Source organism: Koromonas soli, assembly GCF_059726265.1.
Genome location: NZ_AP040872.1, coordinates 1,845,573 through 1,857,731 on the forward strand (window position 1 = coordinate 1,845,573; position 12,159 = coordinate 1,857,731).

Consider the following 12,159-nt stretch of genomic DNA (forward strand, 5'->3'; position numbering starts at 1 on the left):
ATCCTGAATCGCTGTTCAGCAATGCATAAAAAACAAAACCGTCATCCTTATCAGATGACGGCTTATTTTCTATTCCTGACCCGTTTACGACACGCGTTACACCGAAACCGTGACCGATGTTTCCGTGCGCGTCACAGGACGATACAGCGTATCGCGTTCCACTGGCACGCGCCCCGCAGCTTCAATCAACCGGATCAAATCCTGCCGTGTCAGGCCCTGCGGAGTCGTCGCGCCCGCGTCATGATAAATCTTTTCTTCCACCACCGTGCCGTCGATATCGTCGGCACCGAATCGCAAAGCAATCTGCGCGATCTTCGGCGTCAGCATCTGCCAGTACGCCTTGATGTGCGGAAAATTATCCAACACTAATCGCGCAACTGCAATCTGTTTCAAATCCAGCATCCCCGTCGTCCACGGCAAGTGCTGCAACACCGTGTTGTCAGGATGGAACGACAATCCGATAAACGTCTGGAAGCCCTTTGTCTCATCCTGCAGCGCCCGCAATTTCAGCAGGTGATCAACTCTGTCCTCATCGCCCTCGATGTGCCCGTAGAGCATCGTCGCATTGGACTTGATGCCCAGCAGATGCGCCTCACGCGCCACCTCCAGCCACTCGCTGCCATCGATCTTGTGATCGCAGATGATCGCCCGCACGTGCTCCGAGAAAATCTCCGCACCGCCGCCCGGCATGGAATCCAGTCCTGCTTCTCTTAGCTTCAACAGCACGTCCCGGGTCGACATCTTGTTCAATTTGGCGAAGAACGCAATCTCCACCATGGTGAACCCCTTCAAATGCACCTGCGGGAACCGTTGCTTCAACCCGCTCAGCATGTCGAGGAAGTATTGCAGCGGAAGCTCCGGATGCAACCCGCCGACTATGTGAAATTCGGTGACCGCTTCCGTGTAGCCCGATGCTGCCGAATCAAACACTTCCTCGAGCGCCATCGTGTAGGCGCCTTCCGTTCCCTTCTTGCGCCCAAACGCGCACAGCCTGCAAGCGGCCACACAAACATTCGTGTGATTGATGTGGCGGTTCACATTGAAGTACGCCACATTGCCATGCAACCGCTCGCGCACATAGTTCGCAAGCCAGCCCACAGCCAGCACGTCGCTCGTGCGATACAGAGCCAGTCCGTCGCTCTCATCGAGACGTTCACCGGCCATCACCTTGTCGTGGATCGATTTCAGCCGCGCATCGTCAGTCGAGAACTCATGCCGCGGAGTCGCAATAGGGAAACGAATATCCGACATATTCCTCAATGATATCCCATGCCATACCCAATCTGTCGCGGCAAAAAAAGGCATGCGTGCAAGGAAGTGGCCCCAGATACCTCGCACGCATCCTCAACTTCTTGTTTGTATGTCGGATCAGGCAGCGGAGTGTGTATCTCCCCAAGCTTCTCTTAGCTTCTCAGCAGCTTCTTCGGCGGGAACAACATTGCGATCTTTCGGATTCTGAGACATCATCCAGCCCACCAGTCCCCACAGGCCAACCAACAACAGCAAACTCTTCATCCAGAGCACCTCGCGTAAATATCACAGGCAATGCACCTGTGGCGGCACTACCGCGCCCTGTAGGATGCACCTGCCGTACAACTCGCCTCTCCTCTTCAGAACAGGTGGCCCGCTCAACGTTCTTTTTCATTGAGTGGGGATTTTTACCTTTACGCGGCCACCGTCTCCGCGCTCGCCTGGTTCAACTTCTCCACCACCTCTGCCGAAAGCTCCAGCTTCGTGGCTTCCACCAGTTCCTTCAGCTGATCCACCTTCGTCGCGCTCGCAATCGGAGCCGTGATACTTGGCCGCGCCATCAGCCACGCCAGCGCCACCTGCGCAGGCTTCGCATTCAACTCACGAGCAACCTCGTTGAGAGCCTCAACAATTCTCATCCCGCGCTCGTTGAAATACTTCTTCAGCATCCCTGCCCTCGGCACGCTCTCTGCCTGCTCTGCCGACGTGTACTTTCCGCTCAGGAATCCGCTTGCCAGCGAGAAATACGGAATCACACCCAGCCCGTGCTTGAGGCAAACTGGTTCCAGTGTCGATTCATACTTGCTACGATCGTAAAGGTTGTACTCTGGCTGCAGCGTTTCATACCGAGGCAGATTCAGCTTCCTGCTGATCTCCAGTGAAGACTCAATTCGTTCCGCCGTGAAGTTCGAACACCCAATCGCGCGAACCTTTCCTTCCTTGATCAGCTCCGCATACACACCCAGGGTCTCCTCTTGCGGCGTGCTCTCGTCATCGCGATGAGATTGATACAAGTCGATATAGTCCGTCTGCAGCCGCTTCAGCGACTCTTCCACTTCAGCGCGAATATACTTCGCCGACAGTCCCTTCTTCCCTTCGCCCATCGGCGAGCCCACCTTTGTTGCCAGGATCACCTTGTCGCGATTGCCGCGCGCCTTGAACCACTTCCCGATGATCGCCTCCGACTCTCCACCTTTGTTTCCCGGAGCCCACGTCGAATACGAATCCGCCGTGTCCACAAAATTCAGACCGCTCTCCAGCAGCGCATCCAGCAGCTCAAAGCTGCGTTTCTCATCGGCTGTCCATCCAAACACGTTTCCACCAAAGCAAAGCGTAGGCACTTCGATTCCAGAATGACCGAGTTGTCTCTTTTTCATCGAACCTGTCCTCTTTCTTTATTCTGATGACACGCACACCCCTGCGGTGCAGAACTTTGCGGGCACGATACAATACCCATAGCCCTGAATCTCTGTTTCCGAGTCGCGCCTTAAGCATGGTTCACAACGTCTTACACAACATCCGCGTTACGCTCGAGATGATCAAGTGGGAACACTCGTTCCTCACGCTTCCATTCGGACTCACCGGCGCCGTCATCGCCGCCAACGGCATCCCTCCGCTTCATACGCTCGGCTGGATCTGCGTTGCGATGATCGCCGCGCGCTCTGCGGCCATGGCCTTTAACCGACTGGTCGATGCCGACATCGATGCGCTGAACCCGCGTACCTCCATCCGCGCTATCCCCGCCGGACTGCTCACCCGAGCGTTCGTTCTTGGCTTCACCCTCGCCACTTCGCTTATTTTCTTCTTCGCCGCCTGGATGCTCAACCCTCTCGCATTCCGGCTCTCTCCCATCGCGCTCATTATCATCTGCGGCTATTCCTACACCAAGCGTTTCACCCGATGGGCGCACCTGTTTCTCGGACTCGCCATGGGCATCGCTCCTACCGCCGCCTGGGTCGCCGTCCGCGGCACGCTCGATCCCCGCATGCTCATCGTCACCGCTGCCGTCATGTTCTGGGGTGGAGGCTTCGACATCCTCTATAGCTGCCAGGACTACCACTACGACATTGCCAGCGGCCTGCACTCGGTCCCATCTTCTTTCGGCATCGCCGGAGCGCTTCGCCTCGCGCGCGTCTTCCACATCATCGCTTTCGTCTTCTTTGCCTGGATGCTCTGGAGCTTCGGCCTCGGCCACCTCGCCATCGCCGGCGTAGCGATCACCGGCCTCGCCCTCTTCTACGAGCACACGCTGGTCAAAGCCAACGACCTCAGCCGTCTGAACGCGGCTTTCTTCACCACGAACGGCTTCATCTCCATGCTCATTCTCTTCGCCATCACCGCCGACCGCCTTCTCCACAAAGCGTAGCCCAAAGTCCGGTGGCCGACATATAGCGCCTTCGCTCTTGCTCCTTGCTCTTGATTTTGGGTTCGGGTTTGCTTTTACTCTTGGGTTTAAGGTCTCATCCAGAGCGAAGCGAAGGATCCCAGCCGCCGCCCAAATATCAGCTGCCGCTCCAGGTCACCTACTACCACCACCCTTCCCACGATCCTCTCCTTTCCTTTATCCTTTCCATCTCATGACGGCCCACAACAACGACGAAGTCGAAATCAAGTTCCTCGTCCACGACGCAGAAACCCTTCTTCAGTCCCTACGCGCCTCCGGATTCCGCGAGTCCACTCCCTCCACCTTCGAGTCCAACACTCTCTACGACAACGCTTCCGGAGACCTCCGCCGTGCGGGAGAAGTCCTCCGCCTTCGCCTTTATGGAGAAAAGTGGCGCATCACCCACAAAACCCGTGGCACAGCTACAAAACACAAGAGCCGCACCGAACACGAAACCGCCGTTGCTAACGGTGAAGAGATGCACGCCATCCTTACCGCCCTTGGCTATCATCCATCATTCCGCTATGACAAATATCGCGCCGAATACACCGACGACGCGGGCGAAGTCGTACTTGACCGCACACCCATTGGCATCATCGCCGAAATCGAAGGCTCGCCCGACTGGATCGACCATACCGCCAAAGCTCTCGGCGTCCACGAGCAGGATTACATCACCGTCTCATACGCCGAAATGTTCTCTCAATGGAAGCAGCGCACCAACAGCCCCGCACAGAACATGACCTTCGAAGAATGTGGCACAACCCGTCCCTGACTGGCGGAACCCTGCAACAGGATTCGACGTATCCTCCGCTGGACTCATTGGCGACTTGCAAGGATATTCATGAGCACACTTCCCTCGACTTCAACGTCCTCCGTCTCCCGTTCCATTTCCAACGACGGCACTCCGCCCGCCGTGTGGATTATCTCCGCGGCTTTGTTTGTGCTGTTGATGGCCATTGCTCCGCGTTATGGCTATTTTCGCGATGAACTCTACTACCTTGCTTGCGGAGAGCACCCCGCCTGGGGCTACGTCGATCAACCTCCGCTCATCTGCTGGACCGCATGGCTGCTCGAGCACACCATCGGCACTTCGCTCTACGCGCTGCGTCTGCTGCCCGCACTCTCTGCCGCCGCCAGCGTGTGGATCACCGCCCGACTCGCCCGCGAACTCGGCGGCAATACCCGCGCACAGGTGCTCGCGGCTGTCTTCATCGCCGCCATGCCCCTCATGGTCGGCATCTCCCACCTGTTCACCATGAACGCGTTCGACTTCGTTCTCTGGACGCTCCTTGCGCTTATCCTCGTCCGCATCGAGAAGACCGGCAATCCGCGCCTCTGGCTGTTATTCGGCGTCGTCACCGGCATAACGATCCTGAACAAGTACGTCGTGATCTTCTTCCTTGCGGCGCTCGTCCTCGGAACCCTGGCCACCTCCTGGCGCCGCTGTTTCGCCTCCGCCCATTTCTGGATCGGCATTCTTCTTGCTGCCCTCATCTCGCTGCCCAACTTCCTCTGGCAGCAGCAACGTCACTTTCCATTCCTCGAACTCATGGCCAACATCCGCCGCAACGGTCGCGATGTTGCGCTACCTCCGCTCGGCTTTTTCCTGCAGCAGCTCCAGACGGTGAATCCCGTCTCCATGCTGGTCGTCTTCTGCGGTGTCATTTACCTCGTGCGCAGCAAGCGATACCGCGCCCTCGGTATCACATTTCTCGCCTTCTACGTAATCATGATGCTGCTCAAGGCGAAGAACTATTACCTAGCGCCCATCTACCCGATGGTCTTCGCAGCCGGAGCCATTGCTGTCAGCGAATGGTGCGACCGCCCGCGCCTTCGCTGGATTCCCATCACTGTCGCGACGCTTGCCGCTGCCATAGTGGTCATCGCCATGCCCATTCTCATCCCCGTGCTCACCGTACCTCAGTTCCAGCGCTTCGTTGAGGTCACCGGACTCAAGCTTCCCGAGTTTGAGCATCACCGTCGCGCCGTCCTGCCACAGCTCTACGCTGACATGTTTGGATGGGAGGAGATGGTTGCGAAAACCGCCGCGTTCTATAACTCGCTGACACCGGATCAAAAGAAAACTACTGCCATCTTGGCCAACAACTACGGGGACGCCGGCGCCATCGACTTCTTCGGCCCGCGCTACGGTCTTCCCAAGGCGCTTTCCGGCCATCAGAGTTACTTCGTTTGGGGACCGCGCGACTACCATCATCCCGACCTCATCGCTCTCGGATTCCACGATGATGAAACTTTTCGCCACGAATGCCGCTCAGTTCGCGTAATCGGTCAGGCCGATCATCCCCTCTCGCGAACTGAAGAACACTTCGACATCTACTACTGCCAGGGGCTTCAGGTCGATGCTCAGCAGGTATGGCCAACGGTTAAGCATTGGGACTAGCCAGCAGTCCTCCCCAAAAAATGCGGGCCATCTCAGGCCCGCATTCTTTTGCGATGGAGGTGTTCACTTGTCCTTCGGCGCTTCCTTCTCCTTGTTATCCCTCGCCGGAGGGGCATTGTGACGTTCCGCTTGTGGACGTTCCGCCTGCACATTCCTAACCGGCACATTCTCCCTTGGCGGAGCCGCTTCTCTCGTCTGCGGTTGCGGCCTTGCAGGTGCGCCCTCGCGTGGCGGCGGAGGCGTATTGCGCGAAGGAGCTGCCACCGGCTGCTGTCGCGGAGGCACCGGCTCGCGCGCAGGAGCCACATCGCGATTTGGCATCGTGTTGCGCGGTGGAGCCGCCGGTGCTACCTCGCGTCCGGGAGCCACGTCTCGAGCTGGAGTCGTATTGCGTCCCGGCGGCGCCGGTGCTACCTCACGCGTCGGAGCCACATCGCGATTCGGCATCGGATTGTGCGCTGGCGTGTTCGGACGCACCGGAGTCGGCGTGTCCCTCACCGGAGTGCCACGCTGTATGTCGGGCACGTTCGCTGCGGGCGCCTGTCCTCTGCCGTTCCCATAGCCGGAGGCCGGAGGCTGCGGCGTACCACTTGCCTGCGGAGGCCGCGGCACGTTACGCCCTGGACGGTTATCTCCCGGGTTCACGTTTGCCTCAGGGGCCTGCTGTGCCGGACGTCCACCGATGTTCGGAGTCGTGTTCGGCGTTGGCTGATTTGCGACCGGAGGTCTGCCTGTCTGCTGATTCGGCGGCACAGGCTGATTTCCATACCCCGGTCGTCCCATCTGCCTGTTGTCCTCAGGCCGATTTACAACCGGAGGCCTGTTGCCTTGCTGATTCGGTGAGCCGGCTGGTGAGTTTCCATACCCCGGCCTTCCCATCTGCCGATTGTCCTCAGGCCGGTTCGCCACCGGAGGCCTGCTCCCCTGCTGATTTGGAGCAGACTGTCCTGCAACAGGAGGACGTCCCGGTTGTGCATTCGGCTGGCCTACTCCCGGCAGTCTTCCTGCATTCGGCGGAGCCCCTGCGGGCTGTCCGCCCCGAGGAACCGGAGGATTTGCCCTCCGCAGCTCGTTACGAGTCGCCACATCGAGTGGAACTCCGCGCGATTTCTCCAGCAGAGGCCGCTGCTGCTCAAACCTCACTGGGCGCGGCGGCGGAGCAGCTCTCTCCACAACCTGCCTTCTCGGCACAACTACATGCGCTGGCACTCGAGCCGGAGGACGCCCACCAAGCACTGCTTCCTTCGTCGGCACAACATCTGCTGCCGTCATCACACGTGCCCGTCCAATCTCCTGCGCAGGAACAACCACGGCTGCGCCCCTCAGCGGTCTTCCCGAGGCAAGCGCTCCGCTCGGAACCCCCGTAACAGCGCCGCGCACCACCGCATTCTCATAGTGAATGTTATTAATAGTCGTGTTCCGCACATTCACGTTGTTGGAGTAGTAGTTGTTGATGACCGTCACATTCACCACGCGAGAGTTCGAAATATTCACTTCGCGCGCATAACGCGGGCTCACCCGATATGCCGGAATGTACGGATCATGCCAGCCCAGCGGAAACCATCCCACTCCCCCGCCAATCCCGACGGAAACTCCAAAGCTTGGACCTCCGACCCAGGCGACCAGCGCCGGAGCATACACCGGACGCACTGCTACCGGTCCCGGCACCCATCCCCAGCGGTCGCGAACACAAATCCAGCGTCCATAGTGGAATGGTGCAAATCCCCACGGGGCATCATCCACCCAGGTCCATCCCCAAGGCTCGATCCACGCCCAGTGTCCTTCGCGATACGGAGCCCATCCCGCATGCACCCGCGGATACCAAACGGTGCCATAGGTCGGCGTCGGTTCCCAATTTCCCGCATCGTCCAGGTCCTCGTACCCAACCGTTCCTGCCGCTACATACCTGGCTGAGCCCGAAGACGTCTCACGCCGTTCGCGCACCTCGCACCAGTCGTCAAATCCATCGCGATCCGGAACGCGCCCCGGCGTAAACGAAAGCGACTGTCCTCCGCTGAATCGGAACTGTTCTCCGGAGCGCACGCGGACAGCGTTTCCCTGGCCCGTTGCTTCGCCATCGCCGCGACGCACAGTGATCCAGCTCTGATCCTGATCCGGTACAACGTCAAATCTGTAATCCCCCGGACGCGTAATGGTGTAGGCAAAATTCGGCGTATCCACCTCGACGATTTCGCCCGCTCCCAGATACCGTACCGTCAGGTTCAACACGCCCTGATCGAGTTCGATCTGGGCCGTCTGATCATTCAGGTTCGTTAGAGTGAGGCTCGTCTCGCTCCCCATGCGCAGTGCAGCCGAAGCCATTGTCAGTTCAGCGCGCGCGTCGCGATCCGTCCATATTCTGTCTGCCGTCGTCAGTGGCCGATTGACGTTCGCCGCCACCCAATCATCCACCCCGCCCGGCTGCATCGAAACGTCACCCTGCACGTATTGAAGTCGCATCACGCGACTCGGCGGATCTCCCGCCATATCCTCTTGTGCGAGTGCCAGTCCGCTGATCGCCAACACGGCAAATGCAACTAGAATCTTGAACCGTAGCGATGACTTCATCGTCTTCTCCTTACTATGACTACAGCTGGTAAGCAGCATGAATCACTCAATCACCTGTGACCATTAAACACGGCAACTCCTCTTGAGTTTTGTTTCACGCAAAAAGAATCGCCCCGCAGGGCGATGTCCTTCTGGCGAATGCTACCGACTGTCAGGCAACCCGCTCCGCCACTGTCTCACGGTTCCGGTAGCCCTTCATGCAATAGAAAATCGCATCGTCGAAGAAGTGACTCACCGCCACCACGAACTCAAGTTCACCGAATAACTCTACACCCTTTCCGTCCATTGATTCTCTCGTGGCTTCCTGTCTCAAATAGTTCACCAGATAATCGCGGCAGCTCAGCATCGCCAGCACGCATTGCTCCTGTGGAACCCCCTGCCGCGCCCGTGCCGTTCCTATTCTGGTAAACGTCTTCTCGATGTCAGCTCCTGTCCGGTACAGCAGCCATTCCGTCAGGTTCACGAAAAATTCCCGATACTCTCGCTCAAGTAGCTCGGGCTCAAGCGCCGCATACGCCGGAGTTCTCGGAGACTTCCGTAGTTTTCGAACCAACGAACTCGCCAGTTCACCGCTGTTCCGCTCTGCGATACGCGAAAATCCCACACCGACCATCGATCTCTCCCCTTGCTGTTCGGCAAAGGAGAAAACGGCTGAGCCACCCCCCACTCTGAAGAAGAAAGTACATTGCTCCGCAGCCCCCACCCGATTCGGTACGCGGAACAGTTCGCGTTGCGCAGTCTAGGCCAGCCCACCTGCCTCACCAACCGCAGGCTCGCGGACGGCATCTCACATCAGCGGAAAGGAGTGCACCTCCATGACCTCGCCAACACCGCGACCTGATCCACGCGAGCCAGATCCCGCTCACGTCCCCATGACTGAGGAGTTCGACAGCTTCAAGCACACCATGCCCAATGCTGTTCCCATGGTCATTGCCATGGTGCTTGTAGCCGCTGCCCTCGGCGTAGTTGCCTTCCTGCTGCGCGCCAAGCCCGTCGCCTCCGGATCGATCGACGATGCTTACGCCGTCACCATCCCCACCCAGAACAACTCCATCGCCGTCGTCAATCTCACGTTTCAGAATGTCACGGAGAAACCCCTGCGCCTCATGAACGTCAACATCGCCGTCCACGCCAAGGGATCGGATTTCAAGGACGATTTCGGATCAGCCACCGATTTCCCGCGCTACTTCGCTGCTTTCCCCGAATTGCAGCAGCACGCTCGTGACGGCCTCTTCCGCGATCTCAAACTCGCGCCGAATCAGCGCGCCTCTGGCTCTGTCATCGTCGCCCTCCCGCTCACGCAGCAGGAGTTCGACGCGCGCGACTCCATGACCGCCACGCTGAACTTCGATAACCATCCACCGGTGAAGATTACGACCGGAAAGAGACCGTAATTCGAAAGGAATGTAAAACTAGCGCTCGATCATCTCCCATATCCGTGCCAGGTGATGATCATCATGCTCGGCGACGAAGTACAAATGATCTACCAGCCGCATCGGCTGCTTCAGCCGCGGATGCACCATAGAATGCTCCATCAGCGCTGGCTCAAGTCCCTCCACGCGCTCTATCAATCGCCGCCTCGCCGCGCGAAACTCGCGCAGTAACTCAGCCACCTCGCGCTCATTGTGCTTCGCCTCAAACGTCTTTCGATTCGTTAGGTCCGCCACGGTCAGTGTCCCTCGCCCATCAACAAAATCATCGACCCGCGCCATCCACAGCGGCTCCAAATCCAGCAGATGCCCCGCATGCTCCTGCGCCGACCACTTCTCCGCCCCCGGCCTGCGCACCATCACCTCGCGCGACACGCCTCCCAGCATCTCTCCCATCCGCGCCGGAGTCCCCCTCAGCCTCACAAACACGTTGGGATAAAGCTCCACCGGAAACGCAAACTCAAACTTCCTCTCAAACCAAATCGTCGTCTTCATACCGTCTCATTCGATGAAGAATGTAGCCTGAAGGAACCTCAGCCGCCTTAATTGAGTGGTGTAGAAAGCGGCTCGGGCAGGCGCCCAGAGTTGTATCCAACTCAGGGCTGTTCGCTTCTCATTGGCGGGTGGCTGTGATCTTTCAAGTCGTTTTCCGTCGAAGGACAACGTGAAACATCACAGGTGCCCACTCAACTCTCCTTTCGTTGAGTGGGGTAGTTCATCATCGCCCCAAATGGGGATATGGAGCGATAAGGCGATTTTTGGACAGGTATCCTCTTTCGCAGAGTTGAATCCAAATGTGAGAAATTGAGAACCCTAGAGGGTTTATGCGTAGAACGACACTCATTCTGTTCTGTGGCTCCTTTTGACGACATGTCTTTCATTTTGTGCGTCCATGACGCAAGAAGAAGCAGCAGTTTGACGGGCCTATGCAAAAGTGACGCTCGCCGTTCAACTCCGAACTCTTGTCCAAACGACTGAACCGGGGATTCGCAAACCTAACCAAACCGCAAACTCTGCGTCTATTTACAGCGTGATGGCAACAAAAAAAATCATCGTTCGCACTGAGCCTTTAGGATTGGAGATGTTTCTGATCTAAAGGAACTCAAGTACGGAGACTTGGTTACAAAGCCGAGCGGTGGCGATGCTCTGTTTATCGGAACAGTACGTCAGACATTAACGGAGGGGGATTGGAGCGTGTTCACTGATATGGGCGATGCGCGATGGATGAAGGAACAGACCGTATTGGAGGACTGGAATATTCCCGTGTCCGAAGCCGTGGCATATGCGGAAAAGGTTAGTCAAAGTCACTTGACCCGTTATGCGTGCTACTCAGTTACGGCTACTTTCGAGGGCCGCATGCGCCGCTACCTCGCTATGTTTTTGTTTGGGACAGACGCACGCGGCACCACATACACCCACCCGATAGATACGGTAGTGAATCTAAACGGCGGAGCGCTCGGATACTTCCTCACTCACCCTATCCGTCCGGATGTGTTTGTTGTTTCTGGCGCGCAGAACTGGTCAGATGCTCGCAATTGGCTGAAGAATAACTCTTCTCCTGAATGCCCCTACGACGCTGTAGACGCTTGCTGTAACCTGAACTCAATCGAGTGCGCGATCAATTTGGATGTTCGATAATTGGCGCTGTTAGACTCGCATGCAATGCGGTATACCTGTCGGAAACAGGGCTTCCTCCGGAACAGGATGCTGAGCGGAAAGGCGATTATCCGTCAACAATCTGAGAAAATGCAGTCATGATCGATGAAAAGCCCGTCACGTATGGCAGAGACTCGTACAGTATTTGCATTGTGCTGCGCCACCCGGAGCGCGACGCAGAGAGCATGTCCCTTGCTCTGTCTCTGAACCCAGACATAAAGCTCTCGAGAGCCAAGAGAAATGTATTCTATGCATCGTTGCAAGCTGGCGATGATGCCTCGGACTACGGGAACGCACTCGCAAAGGTGGCCCAATTTCTCGATGCTAACACTACGTATTGGCCCGATTTCATGCGAAGTGGCGGCGAAGCAGAGATTGTACTCAACAACACAATGGCACTGCCTGAGTCCGGTGATAAGTGTTTAGAGCTTCAACTCGCGCCCAGTTTCATTCAACAGCTTTCATCCATT

11 protein-coding genes are annotated in these 12,159 nt (G+C 57.5%); 5 read left to right on the forward strand and 6 right to left on the reverse strand.

The window, feature by feature from the left end; translation table 11 throughout:
• Nucleotides 1–96: 96 nt before the first annotated feature.
• The 3 genes from mqnE to AC6IY8_RS08055 all read right to left on the reverse strand — a co-directional run bounded on the left by mqnE (nt 97) and on the right by AC6IY8_RS08055 (nt 2,627).
• Nucleotides 97–1,251: an aminofutalosine synthase MqnE gene (gene mqnE, locus AC6IY8_RS08045; protein WP_497778274.1), complete on the reverse strand. Its 1,155-nt coding sequence runs from the start codon at nt 1,249–1,251 to the stop codon at nt 97–99.
• 117 nt (nt 1,252–1,368) lie between these two features.
• On the reverse strand, nt 1,369–1,515 hold the full coding sequence (locus AC6IY8_RS08050) for a hypothetical protein (protein WP_497778275.1): 147 nt from the start codon (nt 1,513–1,515) through the stop codon (nt 1,369–1,371).
• Nucleotides 1,516–1,664: 149 nt separating this feature from the next.
• On the reverse strand, nt 1,665–2,627 hold the full coding sequence (locus AC6IY8_RS08055; RefSeq protein ID WP_497778276.1) for an aldo/keto reductase: 963 nt from the start codon (nt 2,625–2,627) through the stop codon (nt 1,665–1,667).
• A 116-nt stretch (nt 2,628–2,743) separates the two neighbouring features.
• Between AC6IY8_RS08055 and AC6IY8_RS08060 the strand changes: the two genes are divergently transcribed.
• From AC6IY8_RS08060 to AC6IY8_RS08070, 3 genes are all read left to right on the forward strand, one after another.
• The gene (locus AC6IY8_RS08060; protein ID WP_497778277.1) at nt 2,744–3,616 is read left to right on the forward strand and encodes a UbiA-like polyprenyltransferase; all 873 of its coding nucleotides are present in this window, start codon (nt 2,744–2,746) and stop codon (nt 3,614–3,616) included.
• A gap of 211 nt (nt 3,617–3,827) precedes the next feature.
• Nucleotides 3,828–4,406: a class IV adenylate cyclase gene (locus AC6IY8_RS08065; RefSeq protein ID WP_497778278.1), complete on the forward strand. Its 579-nt coding sequence runs from the start codon at nt 3,828–3,830 to the stop codon at nt 4,404–4,406.
• 69 nt (nt 4,407–4,475) lie between these two features.
• Nucleotides 4,476–6,035, forward strand: a complete 1,560-nt coding sequence (locus AC6IY8_RS08070; RefSeq protein WP_497778279.1) for an ArnT family glycosyltransferase — start codon at nt 4,476–4,478, stop codon at nt 6,033–6,035.
• A 63-nt stretch (nt 6,036–6,098) separates the two neighbouring features.
• On the opposite strand, the gene AC6IY8_RS08075 is transcribed toward AC6IY8_RS08070, so the two are convergent.
• A complete protein-coding gene (locus AC6IY8_RS08075; protein WP_497778280.1) occupies nt 6,099–8,603 on the reverse strand; it encodes a DUF6600 domain-containing protein in 2,505 nt (834 codons plus the stop codon).
• A 151-nt stretch (nt 8,604–8,754) separates the two neighbouring features.
• The gene (locus AC6IY8_RS08080) at nt 8,755–9,216 is read right to left on the reverse strand and encodes an RsbRD N-terminal domain-containing protein (protein WP_497778281.1); all 462 of its coding nucleotides are present in this window, start codon (nt 9,214–9,216) and stop codon (nt 8,755–8,757) included.
• Between the two features lie 202 nt (nt 9,217–9,418).
• Between AC6IY8_RS08080 and AC6IY8_RS08085 the strand changes: the two genes are divergently transcribed.
• Nucleotides 9,419–9,997: a hypothetical protein gene (locus AC6IY8_RS08085; protein WP_497778282.1), complete on the forward strand. Its 579-nt coding sequence runs from the start codon at nt 9,419–9,421 to the stop codon at nt 9,995–9,997.
• A gap of 18 nt (nt 9,998–10,015) precedes the next feature.
• Here AC6IY8_RS08085 and AC6IY8_RS08090 read toward each other — a convergent pair whose 3' ends face one another.
• Nucleotides 10,016–10,528, reverse strand: coding sequence for a DinB family protein (locus AC6IY8_RS08090; RefSeq protein WP_497778283.1), 513 nt, complete (start codon nt 10,526–10,528; stop codon nt 10,016–10,018).
• Nucleotides 10,529–11,227: 699 nt separating this feature from the next.
• Between AC6IY8_RS08090 and AC6IY8_RS08095 the strand changes: the two genes are divergently transcribed.
• Nucleotides 11,228–11,671 (forward strand): hypothetical protein, encoded by a 444-nt coding sequence (locus AC6IY8_RS08095; RefSeq protein WP_497778284.1) that lies wholly within the window; start codon nt 11,228–11,230, stop codon nt 11,669–11,671.
• Nucleotides 11,672–12,159 lie beyond the last annotated feature (488 nt).

Excerpts from the sequence above, each read along its gene's own strand:
- AC6IY8_RS08080 (WP_497778281.1), bottom strand. The coding sequence starts at position 9,216 with ATGGTCGGTGTGGGATTTTCGCGTATCGCAGAGCGGAACAGCGGTGAA.
- AC6IY8_RS08075 (WP_497778280.1), bottom strand. The coding sequence starts at position 8,603 with ATGAAGTCATCGCTACGGTTCAAGATTCTAGTTGCATTTGCCGTGTTG.
- AC6IY8_RS08065 (WP_497778278.1), top strand. The coding sequence starts at position 3,828 with ATGACGGCCCACAACAACGACGAAGTCGAAATCAAGTTCCTCGTCCAC.
- AC6IY8_RS08060 (WP_497778277.1), top strand. The coding sequence starts at position 2,744 with ATGGTTCACAACGTCTTACACAACATCCGCGTTACGCTCGAGATGATC.
- AC6IY8_RS08085 (WP_497778282.1), top strand. The coding sequence starts at position 9,419 with ATGACCTCGCCAACACCGCGACCTGATCCACGCGAGCCAGATCCCGCT.
- AC6IY8_RS08050 (WP_497778275.1), bottom strand. The coding sequence starts at position 1,515 with ATGAAGAGTTTGCTGTTGTTGGTTGGCCTGTGGGGACTGGTGGGCTGG.
- AC6IY8_RS08090 (WP_497778283.1), bottom strand. The coding sequence starts at position 10,528 with ATGAAGACGACGATTTGGTTTGAGAGGAAGTTTGAGTTTGCGTTTCCG.
- AC6IY8_RS08070 (WP_497778279.1), top strand. The coding sequence starts at position 4,476 with ATGAGCACACTTCCCTCGACTTCAACGTCCTCCGTCTCCCGTTCCATT.
- mqnE (WP_497778274.1), bottom strand. The coding sequence starts at position 1,251 with ATGTCGGATATTCGTTTCCCTATTGCGACTCCGCGGCATGAGTTCTCG.
- AC6IY8_RS08055 (WP_497778276.1), bottom strand. The coding sequence starts at position 2,627 with ATGAAAAAGAGACAACTCGGTCATTCTGGAATCGAAGTGCCTACGCTT.